The sequence below is a fragment of the Nocardioides immobilis genome, assembly GCF_003515065.1.
Taxonomy (GTDB): Bacteria; Actinomycetota; Actinomycetes; order Propionibacteriales; family Nocardioidaceae; genus Nocardioides; species Nocardioides immobilis.
Map to the genome: position 1 here is coordinate 44,941 of NZ_QXGH01000040.1, position 15,409 is coordinate 60,349.

Genomic DNA, 15,409 nt, shown 5'->3' on the forward strand with positions numbered 1-15,409 from the left:
TGCATCATGCATAATGTGTGATGACACTCACCTCATTGAGGTGCCCACTTGCGTCAGGAGGAGACATGGTCGGCCGTGTTGCTGGAAAGGTGGCGCTCGTCACCGGAGCGGCTCAGGGGCAAGGGCGCAGCCACGCCATCCGGCTCGCCGAAGAGGGCGCGGACATCATCGCCATCGACATCTGCGAGCACATCGAGTCGGTCCCGTACGAACAGGGCACGGCGGAGGGGCTCGGAGAGACCGTCAAGGCCGTGGAGGCTCTCGGTCGGCGCGCGGTCGGTCTCCGAGCCGACGTCCGTGACTACGACGACATCGCTCGAGCCACTGCTGAGGGCGTCGACCGGCTGGGTCGGCTGGATGTCGTCTCGGCCAATGCGGGCATCCTGAACTTCGGCCTGCTCGAGGAGCTCGAGGACGTCCAGTGGGACGACCTGATGGACGTCAACCTGAAGGGCGTCTGGCACACCGCGAAGGCAGCAATACCCCACCTCCGGGCTGCCGGCGGCGGTTCAATCGTGCTGACCAGCTCGACCTGCGCCACGCTCGGCATGCCTGGCATCGGCCACTACGTGGCCGCCAAGCATGGCGTCGTGGGCCTGGCAAAGACTCTGGCGGTCGAGCTCGGCGCCGACATGATCCGCGTCAACACGGTCAACCCGACGAACGTCGAGACCGCGATGCTCATGAACGAGTCGGTCTTCGCCCGCTTCGCGCCCGACCTGCCGCCCGAGGATCGCACCCTCGACAACCTCATGCCGCGCTTCAAAGCGCCCCACGTGCTCGACATCGGTTGGATCGACCCGGTGGACGTCTCGAACGCCGTGCTGTGGCTGGCCTCGGACGAGTCCCGCTACGTCAGTGGGACCTCAATCACGATCGACGCCGGGCACACCGCCCAGTAGCCGACAAGCCACTCAAGGAGCCAGACATGGGAAAGATGGACAACAAGGTCGTCCTCATCACCGGTGGCGCTCGTGGGCAGGGCCGCTCCCACGCGCTTCGTTTTGCCGCAGAGGGTGCCGACGTCATCATCACCGACATCTGTCAGCAACTCTCATTGGTCGACTATCCGATGGGCACGCCTGAGGAGCTGGCGGAGACCAAGCGGCAGGTGGAGGAGCTGGGTCGACGCTGCCTGTCGTTCGAAGTCGACGCACGGGACGGCAAGGCGATGCGAACGACCGTCAACGAGGCCGTGGCGGAGCTCGGGCACCTGGACGCAGTCATCGTGAACCACGGAATCTCCGTTCCTCACATGACCACTGGGCCAGAGCAGGACGATGACGTCTGGGATCTCGTGATGGACACCAACATCAACGCCGTGTGGCGGACGGTCCGCGCCGTCGTACCTCACATGACTGAGAACGGCGGATCCATCTCGCTCACGTCGTCCGCGGCTGGTCTTGTCGCGCTGTTCGGACGTGCCGCTTACGTCGTCTCAAAGCACGGCGTGGTGGGCCTGGCCAAGACCTTGGCCGCTGAGCTCGCGCCGCATTGGATCCGCGTCAATGCCGTGTGCCCGACAGGCGTCGACACTCCGCTGTACCTGAATCCCGGAATCATCAAGGCCTTCACGGGCAAGGACGACGGCACGCGAGAGGACATGCGTTGGACGGCCACGTCCCTCAACCTCCTCCCCGTCCCGTGGATCGAGCCCGAGGCTGTCTCGAACGTGATGCTGTTCCTCGCGAGCGACGAGGCGAAGTACATCACCGGGATCGCACTCCCCGTCGACGCCGGGATGACCACGATGCCGCCCGGGATCTCTCCCTTTATCGGGCAGCGCCTTGCTGAGCTGGAAAGCTGAGGCGCGTCGTGCTCTTCAGTCCCCGAGCCACAGCCAAGCGAATGGCCGCACTTCCGGGCGCTGCCTTCACGCAGCAGCCCAAGCACCAGGGCAACACCGATCTCGGCCTCATCGGTGCGACGACGGAGCTGACGGTGACCCAGCCGTGCCCGTCGTTCTTGATCGAGCACGATCGGGGTCTGGTGCTTTTCGACACCGGCTTCGACCCTCGCAGCCTCGATGACATGAGCGGGTTCTACTCGGACATCGGCAAAGTGCTTCCGATGGAGGGCAGCCGGGAGCTGGGCATCGATCGACAGCTCGAAGGGCTCGGCTACACACCGAGTGACGTCACGTACGTGGTCCAGTCGCACCTGCACTTCGACCATGCCGGCGGCATGTACTTGTTCAAGGACTCAACCTTTCTCATGGGTGCAGGGGAGATGGCGTTCGCCCTGCAGGCTCACGACAAGCCTGCCCACGGGTTCTTCCGGGTCGAGGACATCCTTCCTACTCGCCACTATGACTGGATCGAGACCGCGCACGACTTCGACCTGTTCGGAGACGGCAGCGTGGTTTTGCTTTCCTGCCCCGGGCACACCCCCGGATCACTTGCGCTGTTCGTGCGGCTGCCCAGCCAGAACATCATCCTGTCGGGCGATGTCTGCCATTTCCCCCTGGAGCTAGAGATGGGCGTGATCCAGACCGCGTTCGACAGCCCCGCCGCCGCCACGGCATCGGTCAGGCGTCTCCGCATGATCAGCAAGGCATGGGACGCGAAGGTCTGGATCCAGCACGAGCAAGCCCATTGGGACGCGTGGCCCCACGCTCCGGAGTACATCGACTAGCCGTTCACGGCGCTTCTCCCTCCGCCTGGCGGGACTCATTCTTCAACTCTTCCTGGCGAATTCCATCTGTTGCACCCTTGCCAACGGGTGACGGACATCTCATACTGAATATATGATGTACTCGCTCGCGAGCGAATCCGCTCCTAGCCCTACTCTGAGAGACGCGATCATGACAAATAGAAGGATTGCCGCAGCCGCGGCTTCGTTCGCCGCGCTGTCGGCGGTCCTGGCCGGCTGCGGCCTGGGCACTGCAGGCGACGACAGCGAAGGCGGATCCTCCGGGGAGGTGTCGGAACTCCAGGAGACCGCTCAGGAGAGAGTCGAGGAGCTGCGTCAGGGACCGGCGACCTACCCCGGGCCCACAGAGCCCTTCGACGTCGTCCTGGGCAAGGCTGTGGTGATCCAGTGTGGCAGCGGCGCTCCCATCTGCAAGGAAGGAGGCGACGAGGCAGTCGCAGCACTCGAGGCGATGGGCTGGGAGACCGGTCCCGCAGTTGACCAGCAGTTCAGCCCCCAGGTGGGCTCGGCCGCTATCGACCGCGCGGTGGCAGACGGTGTCGACGGCATCATCATCATCGGCAGCGACGTGAACCCCCTCAAGGCCGCCGTGAACCGCGCTCTCGACGCGGATATTGCCGTCCTGTGTGCTACGTGTGCCTCCGGCCCGGAGTGGGCCGGCAAGGTCTACGACGTCACGGTGAACTTCTACGACCAGGGCGTCGCCGCCGCGTGGAAGGTGATTTCAGAAGCAGGTGATGACGCGAAGGTCCATGGGTTCAGGGACTTGGCGTTCCTCTCGGCGACCACCCGGCAGGTGGGACTTGTGGAGACCATCGAGCAGGAGTGCCCCGACTGCGAGATCGAGATGGAGGACTTCTCGGCTCCTGAGATCGCCAAGCCGGGCCCGCCGCAGTTCAGCGCGCTGCTCGCCTCAAACCCCCAAGGCACGCTCGACTACGTGGTGGGTCATTACGACGGTTTCGCAGTCGCCGCGGCGAAGACGGAGAAGAACGCCGGCCGCACGGACATCAAGATCGGCGGCTACGACGGCTACACCAACGGCCTCGAGGAGCTCGCGAGCAACAATCCCCCGATGGACTTCATTGTCGCCGAGGCCTACAACTACCACGCCTGGGCAGCAGTCGACCTGCTCGGACGGATCAAGGCCGGAGCCCCGCTGTGGGAGGACTACGACAACATGCAGTCCACCCTCATCGACAGCACCAACGTGCAGCAGTACCTCGACCAGGAGCCGGACCACTTCCCCGGTCCTCCGAACTATCGGGAGAACCTCACGGAGCTCTGGCAGCAGTAGTACCTGAGGTGGGGAGCGCCGACGCACTGGCCGGCACTCCCCACCCTGAGGCCCCTTGAGTCGGACGTGGAGGAAACGATGCAGGACCCAGGTTCACACACCCTCGAGGTCGACGGACTGAGAAAGTCCTTTGGCTCCAACGAGGTGCTCAAAGGCATCAACCTCACCATCCGCAGCGGCGAGTTCATCGGGCTGATGGGTCCGAACGGGGCAGGCAAGTCGACACTGATCAAGATCCTTGCAGGGGTCTACCAGGCATCCAGCGGGCAGATCCGGCTCGGCGGCCGCACGCTGACGTCCTTGGGCGACACTGAAGACGTCGCCTTCATCCATCAGGATCTAGGGCTGGTCGACGCGCTGACGATCGCCGAGAACTTCGCCCTGGGCAATCCGCCGCAACGCCTCTTCGGACCGATCCTGAACAAGCGAGCCGAGCGGACCTCGGCGGCTCGCGCCCTCGGCCTGGTGGGCTTGGACCTCAGTGTCGACACGCTTCTGTCAGACCTCACTCCGGGCCAGAAGACACTGGTCGCCGTTGCCCGGGCAATGGACCGAGGCGCGCGCATCCTCATCGTCGACGAAGCCACCTCGACCCTGCCGCCCAGGGACGCGCAGGGGGTCATCCTCTCCCTGGCGGCGGCGGCTGCCGCCGGAGCGACCGTCGTCATGGTGACCCACAAGCTCTCCGAGATCCTCGAAGCAACGAGCCGAGTCCTCGTGATCCTGGACGGCGAGATGGTCCGCGATGCGCCGACCCACGGACTCGATCGTGCTGCATTGGTCGAGATGCTGATGCAGCACGAGAGCGACCCGCACAACCTCGATGACGCCAGCCATCAGACCAGAGATCCGGTCCTCGAGCTCCGCGGCGTGCACTTCGAGGACCTCGGACCTATCGACCTCACCTTGAACGCCGGCGAGGTCATCGGCATCAGCGGACTCCCGGGATCGGGACTCCACGACATCGCCCTCCTCGTCAATGGCACGCTCAAGCCCCACAAGGGTGAGGTAGTCGAGTCACGCCCGCGCCTCACGAGAGCGCTGGTGCCGCCGCATCGGGAGAGTCAGGGCGGGTTCGGCGAGCTGAGCATCCGAGAGAACATGGCGCTCTCAGCGCTGGGTCGGTGGCGTCGACTCTCACGTGTCCTCAAGCCGCGTCGCGAAGAACTGGACTGCGCACGAGTCGCATCCGAGCTGTCGATCAAACCCGCATCGATCGACACGACCTTCGACATCTTGTCGGGCGGCAACAAGCAGAAGGTCATCTTCGGTCGCGCGCTGCTGCTGAACCCGGATGTGTTCGTGCTCTGCGAACCCACCCGCGGCGTCGACGTCGGAACGCGCTCGGAGATCTACCGCCTCATCCGCGAGCTGGCCCGGGGCGGCGCCGCCGTCCTCGTCGCGAGTTCCGACGCGGAGGACTTGTTCTCCGTCTGCGATCGAGTGGCGCTGGTGGCGGACGGTCGTCTCCAACAACTGCGCCCCGTATCTGAACTGTCCACATCTGAGCTGGAGCTGATGGTCTGATGTCGAGAACTACCTCAACGGAACCCCCGAAGACTGCCGGGCTGACTGCTGTCGCCGGGACTGACGGGTCTCCCAGCGGCATCGACGATGCCAGAATCGCTGAAAGGCTTCGGTCCCCGATCGCCCGACGCAAGATGTTCGAAGAGTCGATCACCGTCCTGGTCTTCCTCCTCATCTTCCTCGGCTTCGGCCTGTGGCTGCAGGACACGTTCCTCAACGTGAGCGCACGCATGCTCGACGTCCACCAGAGCGTGCCCGTCCTGATGCTGGGTCTTGCCGTGATCGTCACACTCATCCCGGGCAAGTTCGATCTGTCCGTCTCGGGAGTTGCGACGCTGACCACGTTTGCCGTCGTCGGCCTCACGGTCAAGAACGAGCTTCCCTTCCCGGTGGCAGTGGGCGCCGCCGTCGCCGTTGGACTCGGAGTCGGCCTGATCAACGGCGTGCTCGTTGAGTACCTGAATGTGAATGCCTTCATCGCGACACTCGGTACGGGGGCGATCTGCACAGGGCTCGCGGCGGTCTACTCGAACGGCGCCTATCTCGGCGCAACACCTGGCACCCCTGACATGCCGACGTGGTTTCGCAACTTCGGCACGTTCGTGAACAAGCCTCCGGTCGCGATCGTCTGGGTGATGATCGTGCTGGCAGTCGTCGGAGCCTTCTTCGTCGTGGATCGGTTCCGGCCGGCGGCCTGGAGCAAGACGCGTTGGCTCGTGGCCAAGAGCGCCATGTTTGTGAGTGTCATTCTGGTGCTCCAGTTCGTCACCCTGCTGTCGACGTGGGTCGCGCAGGTCTCCTGGATGCTGCTGATGCTGTTGCTCGTCGCGTTGACCATGGCGGTTCTCTTGCAGTACACGACCTTCGGTCGGCAGCTGCAGGCGATCGGTTCGAACCGATCTGCGGCAGCCCTGGCAGGCGTCAGAGTGCGGCGGCAGGTCGTGAAGTCGTTCGTCCTCGGCGGGTTCCTGGCCGCGTTGGCGGGGATCAGCATCGCGGCGAGCCAGGGTTCCGCCTCTCCTGACGTCGCATCGGCGTTCCTTCTGCCCGCGTTCGCGGCGGCCTTCCTCTCGACCGTCGTCTTCTCCGACGGCCGGTTCACGGTGGGCGGCACGATCATCGGCGGCGTCTTCGTGGTGTGGGTCGGAATTGGTTTGATCGTGGGCGGTCTGCCCTCGACATGGACCAATGTGATCAACGGTGGGGTCCTCATCGGCGCGGTCTCCCTCTCGACTGCAGTGCGGAGACGGCGGACATAGGACAGCGGTTCGTGTCGGTCGCTCGGGCGGAGCGACCGACACGACCATGCCGGCGCCTTCGGTGCCGCCGACATCGAGGAAGCAGGAACCATGTCTGTTGTGGTCGTGGCGGTCATTCGTCCCCGGGCCGGTCTCACGCAGCGCGTGATCGACGCGTTCGAGGAGGTCAGTCCCTTGGTGCATGAGGAGCCCGGGTGCGAACTCTATGCGGCCCACGTCAACGACGAGGTCGTCGTCATGGTCGAGCAGTGGAGCTCAAAGGCTGATCTCGACGCACATGCGACGGGGTCGCCGTTGAAGCGTCTCCACCATCTCTTCGACGGCATTCTCGACGGACCTGTCGACGTCTACGCCGTCGCTGGCGTCCCACTCGGAAAGCCGTCGAAGGGCCAGCTCCAGATCGCCTGAAGCTGCGCCTGGCCGCGGCACGTCGGGGTCGACGCGCCGACCGCGTCCGCTCGCGGGCCACTCACTTCGGCTTACCGGGCCCCCACGTGGGCCGCCTACGGCCGCAACAACCGCGTGAGCTCTCGGATGTCGTCGACGCTCTCGAGACCGAGCACCGTGTCGATCACTGTGTCGATCGCGACCGCGGGCAGGATGCCGTCGGCGTTCGTCCTGAACTTGGCCACCAACTCCTCCGTCGTCATCTTGGTCGACGGATCAGGAGACGGGGTGCCCTTGGGGTATCGGCCCTCCCCGACAAACGTCGTGCCACGAGCGTCGATCTCGACGCGCGCTGGTCGGTCGTTGGGGTAGCAGTCGAGCTGCCCGGTGTACGCCGGATGCGCCGCCGTGACAACGCGCGACATCAGACCCATAACTGACTCGCTGAAGACGATGTCGGGGCTCTGCCATTGCTTGCTGGGCTTGATGCGGTGGGCCGCCAGGGCCAGGCCGTGGGCCATGCTGTTCTGGGCATCGATAACGTGGTTGATCCTGGTGTTGAGCCAGATCGGCTGTCGATGCCATTCCTCGCCCCAGGATCGAATCTCCGCGATCTCGTCAGGCTTGAGGTCGTGCTCGTTGATCAGGGCCAGCAGGATGTCGAGCTGCCCGTGAAGCACGCGGCAATGGGGATATGGCTTGTACGTCTGGAAGTCCGGGAACCGCCACGAGTCGCCGAGGTCGGCAGTGATGACATCCTTCTCCCAGCGCGACGATCCCACGAAGCGGGGATAGCCGACATCGGCGTCCTCGAGGATCTGCAGGTCGCCGCGATGCCCCGAGCGGGACAGGTATGCGGCCGTAAGAGCGGTCTGAGCGTACGTGCCTGCGACCATGTACTTGATGGTCTGTACCGGCACGTGCGCGGCCCACGGACCCTGGGAGTGCACAGGTGCTATGGACGCGGCGATAGCGATCGAGTCCGCCGTATCTGCAGAGTCCATCGCCATGAGCTTGGCGCTGGCCGCAGTGGCGCCGAACACGATGGCGCTGTACCCGACGACCGGGCGCCGTGCCACGGTGCCATCGACCACATCCCGCAGACCGTCCATCGCGAAGGCGACGCGACAGGAGACCTCGTGCCCGACTGCAATCGCCGTGAGGACGTCGCGCCCGCTCGAGCCCGCCACCTCGCCCATCGCCAGGGCGACCGGGATGACGACAGGCGCCACGTGACCAGGCGCGAGGATTGCGTCGAAGTCCAGGGCACTCACCAGTTCCGCATTGGCGAACGCGGCGCCCATCACCGAACTCTGCTCCGCCTCGCCGATGACCGTCGCGCCGGCTCCGGCAGCACGGCTCAGAGCAGCAAGATCACGCCCAGCCTTTCCCTTGAGCTCGTCGCGACCCGCCAGAGCGCAGCCGATGGAGTCCAACAGGACTCGCTTGGCCTCCCCGACGACCGACTCTGGCATGGTCGACAAGGTCGTCCCATAGCCAAAGTCCGCCAGGGAATGCACGACCGTGGGTTCAGTCGTGGGCGACTCGTTCTCCATGGCCGTACCTCTCGATGGCGTTTCCCGGGACGGATTCCCCGCGGGAGATGGAGCGGGCTAGATGCGGTAGGCGCGGCGGGCAGTGCCGGCGAACATGTCCGCCCGCTCCGCGTCGCTGTACCCCTTGGTGAGGAGCTTGAAAGAGTTCCACAGGGTCCGGTACGAACCGGAGAGCTTGTCGGGTGAGAAGTTGCTCTCGAACATGCAGCGATCGGGGCCGAACACCGCGATCCCGTGGTCGAAGTACTGGGCCGTGGCGTTGGCCAGTGTCTCGGACGAGGGCCGCCGTGCTCCCTTGTGCCAGTCGAAAGCCGGGATGAACATGTTCATCCCACCGAGCTTGAGATAGACGTTGGGCTCGCGGGCCAAGGTGGCCATATCTCGCTTCCATTGCGGGAAGAGCGCCTCACGCTGCCCCTTCCAGGGATGGATGCCGACGATGCCGCCCAGGTGGTTGAGGATGAACGTCGTTTCCGGGACGGCACGCACCATCTCGATGACACTGGGAAGCTGGACCTGCCAGACGTAGACGTCGAAGGTCAGGTCGCGGGCCGCAAGTCGTCGGAGTCCCTCCTGGAAGGCGGGCTGCAGCATGCGGTGCGGGTCCGATGCCGGATTCATGCGATCGAAAACGGCCATATCCCGGATTCCGCGCAGGCGGCCGGGAGCAGCCTCGTCGTGCGCATCGAGCACCGGCTCTACCGCAGCACCCAGATCCAGGCTCGCGTGAGCGACGATCCCCGCGGCGACCTCGGTCGGGATCCCGCGCTGCTTTGCCTCGAGCGCCACTGCGTGGACGAACTCCGTCTCGCCGACGGCTGCCAGTTCGGGCGGGCCATCCGTGCGGTGCCGAGCCTCTGCCTCGACGAAGATCGTGGCCTCGATGTTGTGCCCGCTGGCCAGATCGGCTGCGAGATCGTCCAGCAGGTACTCCTCGCGCATCATGGCTTCGTCGGCATCCCACAGGTGGTGGTGAGCGTCAACGATGGGAAGGTCAGGCTCGAGAACGTCTTCGACGAGGTCAGGCGCCGCCGGTCCGCGCGAAACACCCCAGGTGGGACGGGTTGTCACTGCGACAGCTCCCACAGTCGCTTGCCGATAAACGGTGTCACACCGGGCGGCTGAGACGTCATTCCGGCATCGACCGGCAGCGCAACACCGGTGACGAACCTGGCGTCGTCGGAAGCCAGATAGAGCATTGCGGACGACACTGCGTCGGGCTCGATCCACGGAACGGGCAGAAGGTTGAGCGTCTGGGAGGGCCACTCCATGTCGGCGTACGTCTTCGACGGGTCGTCGCCGCAGAACGCACGGATATGGGCCTCGTTCATGAACAGCGGCGTGTTCACCGCAGTGGGGCAGACGGCGTTGACCCGGATCCAGTAGTCCGCCAGCTCGGCCGCCAGTGTCTTCACCAGGCCGATGAGGCCGTGCTTCGCGGCGGCGTACGCCGTGTTGCCGTACAGCGGTACGAGCGCGGCCGCCGAGGCGGTCACGAGAATCGAGCCGCCGTTCTCCTTCATGTGAGGAACGACGGCGCGGACGACCTTGAACACCGACGACAGGTTGACGTCGACGATCAGGTCCCAGATCTCATCGGCCCCCTCGGACTCGACGCTGTGCCGGCTGGAGATGCCGTGGTTGATGATGACGGTGTCGAGGCGTCCGAGCTCAGCGACCGCCTCGTCGACCACCCGCCGCATCTCGTTGACGTCGCGGGCGTCCGCCTGATAGCTCAGGCACCGCTGACCGGTCTTCTCGACGAGCTTCACCGTCTCGGCCATGTCTTCCGGCGTAGCTCCGTCGTAGTCGACGAGCTCGAAGTCCTCACAGATGTCGGTGAGGATGACGTCGGCGCCCTCCTCGGCCATCCGGACGGCGTGCGAACGCCCCTGGCCGCGGGCGCCGCCCGTGATGAGTACGACCTTGCCCGACATCTTGCCCATGGCGAAACCTTTCCCAGTATGCACGGACGGGACCGCGCGTTGGTGATTGCCGACCGGCCGACGTGGAGCCCCGGTCGAGTGTTGTGTGAGTCACGTTAGTCGGATCGAAGTCGGGAAGCAAGTATCACATATTATCCATGACTTCGTCGGAGGTCCCCTTCGACTTCGTTGTAGGGGACCGCCCGTGCCGTGGTGAGGTCCCATACGACGGCCTTGGGTCGCGTGTAGGAGCGCACGGCGTCGAACCCGTTCTCCCGTCCGAACCCGCTTTCCTTGACGCCGCCGAAGGGCACCGTGGGATGGATGCTGCGATACGCGTTGACCCAGACCGTGCCCACGGCGAGGTGCTGCACGAGGTATTGGATCTTGTGCGCGCTGTCACCCCAGACCTGAGCAGACAGGCCGAACGGCGACGTGTTCGATCGGTGCAGGACCTCCTCGACGTCGGAGTAGGAGAGCACGCTCGCCATCGGCCCGAAAGCCTCGGTCGTTGCGGCCGGGTTGTCGTCGGTCACGTCGGCCAGGACCGTCGGGGAGTAGAAGGCCCCCCCGGCAAGATCGCCGGTCGTCAGGGGACCACCGCCTGTCAGGAGCGCTGCTCCTTGGGCCACGGACGACCGGACCAACCTGTCGACGTGCTCGCGGTGGTGCTGGCTGACCAGGGTGCCCATCTGAGACGTCGGGTCCGTAGGCAGGCCGACCTTGACTCGGGCAGCGCGAGCGGCGAGCTCGTCGCACACCTGCTGGTACTTCGACGAGTGGACGAAGATCCGCGAGCCGGCCACGCAGCTCTGTCCGCTCTTGACAAAGTTGGAGTGCAGCACTGATGGAAGCGCAAGGTCGAGGTCGGCGTCCTCGAGCAGGATGGCGGGGCTCTTTCCGCCGAGCTCGAGAGTCACCGGGATGATGTTGCGCGCTGACTGCCTGAGGACGGCTCGTCCGGCCTCTAGACCACCGGTGAACGCCACCATGCCGATGCCGGGATGCTCGGTGAGCATGGGGCCCACGACCTGGCCCCGGCCGGTCACGACGCTGATCACGCCCGGCGGGATGCCAGCCTCGAGGGCTAGCTCGACGACCCTGTACGTCGAGAGCGGTGCCACATCGGGCGCCTTCAAGACGATGCAGTTGCCGGCCAGGATGGCCGGCCCGGCCTTGTTGGCGACGAAGATGATGTTGGCGTTGTAGGGGTTGATCCCCGCGACGACGCCGTACGGCTCATGGACACCGTAGGCCACCCGGTCCGGGTACTGGGCGTACGAGGACCCTTCCATCTTGTCGGCCATCCCGGCGAGGTAGGTGAGCAACCGGACGGCCCCATCGACATCACCGCCCGTCTCGGCGCGCAAGTTCCCGACGTCTCTGACCTCCAGGTCGGCGAGCTCGTCCCTGTGCTCTCGCAGCTTCGCGACCCAGGCGCGCACGAGCTCCCCCCTGACGTCCGGGGGTGTGTCGCGCCACGTGGTGTCGAAGACCATCTGCGCCTGCTCCACGATCCGGTCGAGGTCGCCGGGGGTGAGCTCGTACGCCGCACCGATGGCCTGCCCCGTCGCGGGATTGGTGACGGCGAGGAACTCGCCCGACGAGGGAACGACGTGGCCGTTGGCGCCGATGTAGCCGACCTTTAGTGCCGTGGTTGAACTTGCCATGGGTACGACTCCTGAGCGTCAGGGTTGTGGGTGGGCGGCGGGGGATGCCTGCTTGTTCGGACTACCGCACGACCACGATGGGACGCCAGTCCAGAACGTCGCGATCGCCGTCGTCGTCGTGCGCTGTGACCAGCACTCGGAGGTCCGCGGTGCGCAGTCCGCAAGCGTCCCTGGCCACCGAGGTCACCTCGATCGTCGACCTCACGGTGTCGCCCTCGCGGACCGGTCCGGTGTGGTCGCAGCCGTGCCAGCCGCCGATGGTCAGGAGATGGGGGAGCGTCTTGGTGAGCTGGGCCAGCGCGAGACCGATGGTGTGACCGCCGTAGACCAGCCGGCCGGTCGGCTGGCTGAACCTGTCGTGATGGACGTGCGCCAGGTTGAGTGTCAGGCGGGCCAGCTCGGGTGCGCTGGTGACGACGTCGCCTGCCTGCAGTTCCCACACGGTCCCGGCTTCGACCTCCGGCCCTTCGATCGCCGGCCATCGGTCGAGATCCCACGAGGTGACGAATGACATCAGTGGGGTCAGGTCCGGGGCCGTGCCGATGCCCGACAAGTCGTCCGCATGACCGGTGCTGATGTCGGGCGAGCTGAGCGGCAGCATCGCGCAGCGCCAGAAGTCGAGAACGAGACGTCCGTCCTGGTCCGTGGTGGTGATGCGCAGGGCAGCGAGACCGGTCGGCCGGCTGACGTTCTGGCGCAGACCGACCACCTCGGTCCGCGTGGCAAGGGTGTCGCCGAGCGCGGGAAGGCGGCGGAACCCGAGGCCTCGGTAGAACAAGTTGGCCACAACGCGGCGAGTCACCGACGTCGACTGGCCGATCGCCACGTCCCACACAAGTCCGGGATCGGCCAACGGACCTCCGGTCACTGCCCGTGCGAGGTGTTCGTCGAGGGACAGCTGAAGACGGCTTCCGAGGATGGACTGGTGGCAGGCTGCCCGACCCGGCGTCAGGGTCATGGACGGCGCCGTGAACACGTCGCCGACGGCAAGGTCGTCGAAGTGCGGGCCCTCCGCGAAGCTGCTCATTGCCGCCGGGCACTGTCGACGACGCGACGTGCACGCATGGCGATTGCTTCGTCCAGCATCCGGCCCTTCCACTGCACCGCCCCGCGCCCCTCGCGCTGCGCGTCATCCATGGCTTCGAGGATCTCGCGTGCCTCGGCGACCTCCTCGTCGGTGGGTGTGAAGACGCGCTGCACCGCAGGGATCTGAGCGGGATGGATGACCCACTTGCCGTCGAAGCCGAGACCCTGGGCGACGGACGCTGCACGATCGAGGTCCGCGTCCGCCGCGGTGGTCAGGAGCGGCCCGTCGATCACTTGGATCCCGGCAGCACGGGCGGCCAGCAGGACCAGATCCTGCACGGTGTGCCAGGGGGCGTCGATGCGACGACCCAGCGAGGCGGAGAGGTCGGCGTAGCCGATGATCAGCGCGGTCATTCGGTTACTCGCCGAGGCGATCCCCTGGACCTGCTGGACGCCGCGCGGGGACTCGATGAGGGCCTGGATGCCCAGGGCCTTGGTGCGTCCGGCTCTGTCCTCCAGCAAGTCGAGGTGGCGACTTAGGTCGAGGATGGCTGCGGGGTCCTCTGCCTTGGGGAGCACAATCGAGTCGACGACGGGACTGGCGACGGCCGCCACGATGTCGTTCTCCGCCCACTCCGAGCCCAGGGCGTTGATCCGAACGGCGACGGAGCCCTGGGCGCGCGCGCTCAGATGGGCGATGTTGGTGCGTGCGGTGTCTTTCTGGTCGACGCTGACCGCGTCCTCGAGGTCGATGACGACCTCGTCGACCTCGAGACCCCAGGCCTTGTCGATCTTGCGCGGCTCAGAGGCCGGAACGGACAGGACTGCCCTGCGCCTCACCTCTCGCCTCCGATGACGCCCCGGTCGTGCAGCCGCGACACCTCGTGGGGGTCCAACCCGAGCACTGCTGTGAGCACCTCGTCCGTGTTCTCGCCGAGGCGAGGCGCGGCTCGAGGCTCGGTGTAGACCCCGTGGCTGCGGATCGGCGAACGCGCGGAGGTGACGACACCGATTCCGGGCTGCTCGAGCTGGGTGACGACCGTCCCGTCAGGGACCTTCGCGAGCTCCTTTACGGCCTCGGCCATCGTGCGGTACCGGCTCCACAGCACCTGGGCGGCGTCCAGCTCCTGGGTGACCTCGTCGACCGTGCGGGCCGCGAACCACGGGCGCAGCACGGCCGCGATTGTCTCGCGGAGCTGGTAGCGGTCGGTCTCGACCGCGAGGTCGACCTGCAGCGCCTCCTCGAGGGCGCGAAACACGCGGTCGGTCTTGGTCACGTCGCGCAGGTTCTTCCACTGCCGCGACGTGAGGGCAACGACCATGACGCGGTGATGGTCGAGCGTCGCGAAGTCGACGCCGAAGCTGCCGTAGACGTGGTTGCCGTGTCGCGGTCGGTCGCCCCGCTCCGCCGCCTCAGCGAGCCAACCGAGCGACGCGACGCCAGCTAGAGCGACGTCGGCGAGCGCGAGGGAGAGGAAGGAGCCCTCGCCGGTGCGGTCGCGCCGGCGGAGTGCCGACAGGAGGGCAGTGACGGCGGTCATCCCGGTCAACAGGTCCCAGGCCGGCAGGACGTGGTTCACCGGCTCAGCGACGCTGGCTGGGCCGGTGATGTCGGGGACGCCGACTTCCGCATTGACGGTGTAGTCGACAGCCGGGCGGCCGTCGGGGTGGCCCTGGATGTGTACCTGGATGAGATCGGATCGGCGCTGGACGAGCGCGTCGTACGCGAGCCAAGGCCGTCCGACGTTATTGTCCACGATGACGCCCGCGTCCGGTCCGGGCAGCGTGGCAAGGCTGACAACGAGCTCGCGCCCCTCCGGTTGACGAAGGTCGACGCACACCGACCGCTTGCCGCGGTTCAGCGCCGACCAGTACAGGCTCTCGCCCGTGCGGTTCGAGACTGGCCACCTGCCGTGATCTGCGGCTCCGCCGATCGGATCGACACGAATGACGTCGGCACCCATGGTCGCGAGAGTCATGCAGCCGGACGGGCCTGCGACGAAGCTGGAGCACTCCAGGACGCGAAGTCCCTGCAACGGGCGGTGGGAGGGCAAGTCTCCAATGTCATCGCTCATCCGTACATCGTACACAATATTTTTCAAGCGATGAA

Annotated in this window: 14 protein-coding genes; 7 read left to right on the plus strand and 7 right to left on the minus strand. The window is 66.0% G+C overall.

The genetic code is table 11. The features are described 5' to 3' along the window. Nucleotides 1–65 precede the first annotated feature (65 nt). The 7 genes from D0Z08_RS27955 to D0Z08_RS27985 all read left to right on the plus strand — a co-directional run bounded on the left by D0Z08_RS27955 (nt 66) and on the right by D0Z08_RS27985 (nt 7,143). Nucleotides 66–902, plus strand: a complete 837-nt coding sequence (locus D0Z08_RS27955) for a mycofactocin-coupled SDR family oxidoreductase (RefSeq protein WP_118928578.1) — start codon at nt 66–68, stop codon at nt 900–902. Then, entirely contained in the window at nt 827–1,807 is a 981-nt protein-coding gene (locus D0Z08_RS27960; protein WP_220454409.1) for a mycofactocin-coupled SDR family oxidoreductase, read from the plus strand. The genes D0Z08_RS27955 and D0Z08_RS27960 overlap by 76 nt, the downstream gene beginning before the upstream one ends. A gap of 41 nt (nt 1,808–1,848) precedes the next feature. Next, nucleotides 1,849–2,634: an N-acyl homoserine lactonase family protein gene (locus tag D0Z08_RS27965; RefSeq protein WP_118928580.1), complete on the plus strand. Its 786-nt coding sequence runs from the start codon at nt 1,849–1,851 to the stop codon at nt 2,632–2,634. Nucleotides 2,635–2,803: 169 nt separating this feature from the next. Continuing rightward, on the plus strand, nt 2,804–3,949 hold the full coding sequence (locus D0Z08_RS27970; RefSeq protein WP_182481521.1) for a sugar ABC transporter substrate-binding protein: 1,146 nt from the start codon (nt 2,804–2,806) through the stop codon (nt 3,947–3,949). Nucleotides 3,950–4,027: 78 nt separating this feature from the next. After that, nucleotides 4,028–5,476, plus strand: coding sequence for a sugar ABC transporter ATP-binding protein (locus D0Z08_RS27975; RefSeq protein WP_118928582.1), 1,449 nt, complete (start codon nt 4,028–4,030; stop codon nt 5,474–5,476). A 218-nt stretch (nt 5,477–5,694) separates the two neighbouring features. Then, nucleotides 5,695–6,735, plus strand: coding sequence for an ABC transporter permease (locus D0Z08_RS27980; protein ID WP_182481522.1), 1,041 nt, complete (start codon nt 5,695–5,697; stop codon nt 6,733–6,735). A gap of 90 nt (nt 6,736–6,825) precedes the next feature. Continuing rightward, complete coding sequence (locus D0Z08_RS27985) at nt 6,826–7,143, plus strand: putative quinol monooxygenase (RefSeq protein ID WP_118928584.1); 318 nt, start codon at nt 6,826–6,828, stop codon at nt 7,141–7,143. Nucleotides 7,144–7,238: 95 nt separating this feature from the next. Here D0Z08_RS27985 and D0Z08_RS27990 read toward each other — a convergent pair whose 3' ends face one another. From D0Z08_RS27990 to D0Z08_RS28020, 7 genes are all read right to left on the minus strand, one after another. Continuing rightward, nucleotides 7,239–8,678, minus strand: a complete 1,440-nt coding sequence (locus D0Z08_RS27990; RefSeq protein WP_118928585.1) for an MmgE/PrpD family protein — start codon at nt 8,676–8,678, stop codon at nt 7,239–7,241. 57 nt (nt 8,679–8,735) lie between these two features. Continuing rightward, the gene (locus D0Z08_RS27995) at nt 8,736–9,749 is read right to left on the minus strand and encodes an amidohydrolase family protein (RefSeq protein ID WP_220454410.1); all 1,014 of its coding nucleotides are present in this window, start codon (nt 9,747–9,749) and stop codon (nt 8,736–8,738) included. Further along, on the minus strand, nt 9,746–10,624 hold the full coding sequence (locus D0Z08_RS28000; RefSeq protein ID WP_118928587.1) for a mycofactocin-coupled SDR family oxidoreductase: 879 nt from the start codon (nt 10,622–10,624) through the stop codon (nt 9,746–9,748). The genes D0Z08_RS27995 and D0Z08_RS28000 overlap by 4 nt, the downstream gene beginning before the upstream one ends. Before the next feature lie 131 nt (nt 10,625–10,755). Next, nucleotides 10,756–12,273, minus strand: coding sequence for an aldehyde dehydrogenase family protein (locus D0Z08_RS28005; protein ID WP_118928588.1), 1,518 nt, complete (start codon nt 12,271–12,273; stop codon nt 10,756–10,758). A gap of 61 nt (nt 12,274–12,334) precedes the next feature. Then, nucleotides 12,335–13,300: a MaoC family dehydratase gene (locus tag D0Z08_RS28010; protein ID WP_118928589.1), complete on the minus strand. Its 966-nt coding sequence runs from the start codon at nt 13,298–13,300 to the stop codon at nt 12,335–12,337. Beyond that, a complete protein-coding gene (locus D0Z08_RS28015) occupies nt 13,297–14,139 on the minus strand; it encodes an HpcH/HpaI aldolase/citrate lyase family protein (protein WP_118928590.1) in 843 nt (280 codons plus the stop codon). Before D0Z08_RS28015 ends, D0Z08_RS28010 begins: the two co-directional genes overlap by 4 nt. Then, nucleotides 14,136–15,374: a CoA transferase gene (locus D0Z08_RS28020; RefSeq protein ID WP_118928591.1), complete on the minus strand. Its 1,239-nt coding sequence runs from the start codon at nt 15,372–15,374 to the stop codon at nt 14,136–14,138. The genes D0Z08_RS28015 and D0Z08_RS28020 overlap by 4 nt, the downstream gene beginning before the upstream one ends. Nucleotides 15,375–15,409: the final 35 nt, after the last annotated feature.

Bases quoted from the DNA above. Each gene is read 5' to 3' on its own strand.
- D0Z08_RS28020 (WP_118928591.1), bottom strand. From the start codon at position 15,374: ATGAGCGATGACATTGGAGACTTGCCCTCCCACCGCCCGTTGCAGGGA.
- D0Z08_RS28010 (WP_118928589.1), bottom strand. From the start codon at position 13,300: ATGAGCAGCTTCGCGGAGGGCCCGCACTTCGACGACCTTGCCGTCGGC.
- D0Z08_RS27955 (WP_118928578.1), top strand. From the start codon at position 66: ATGGTCGGCCGTGTTGCTGGAAAGGTGGCGCTCGTCACCGGAGCGGCT.
- D0Z08_RS28005 (WP_118928588.1), bottom strand. From the start codon at position 12,273: ATGGCAAGTTCAACCACGGCACTAAAGGTCGGCTACATCGGCGCCAAC.
- D0Z08_RS27965 (WP_118928580.1), top strand. From the start codon at position 1,849: ATGGCCGCACTTCCGGGCGCTGCCTTCACGCAGCAGCCCAAGCACCAG.
- D0Z08_RS28000 (WP_118928587.1), bottom strand. From the start codon at position 10,624: ATGGGCAAGATGTCGGGCAAGGTCGTACTCATCACGGGCGGCGCCCGC.
- D0Z08_RS27975 (WP_118928582.1), top strand. From the start codon at position 4,028: ATGCAGGACCCAGGTTCACACACCCTCGAGGTCGACGGACTGAGAAAG.
- D0Z08_RS27990 (WP_118928585.1), bottom strand. From the start codon at position 8,678: ATGGAGAACGAGTCGCCCACGACTGAACCCACGGTCGTGCATTCCCTG.
- D0Z08_RS27985 (WP_118928584.1), top strand. From the start codon at position 6,826: ATGTCTGTTGTGGTCGTGGCGGTCATTCGTCCCCGGGCCGGTCTCACG.
- D0Z08_RS27970 (WP_182481521.1), top strand. From the start codon at position 2,804: ATGACAAATAGAAGGATTGCCGCAGCCGCGGCTTCGTTCGCCGCGCTG.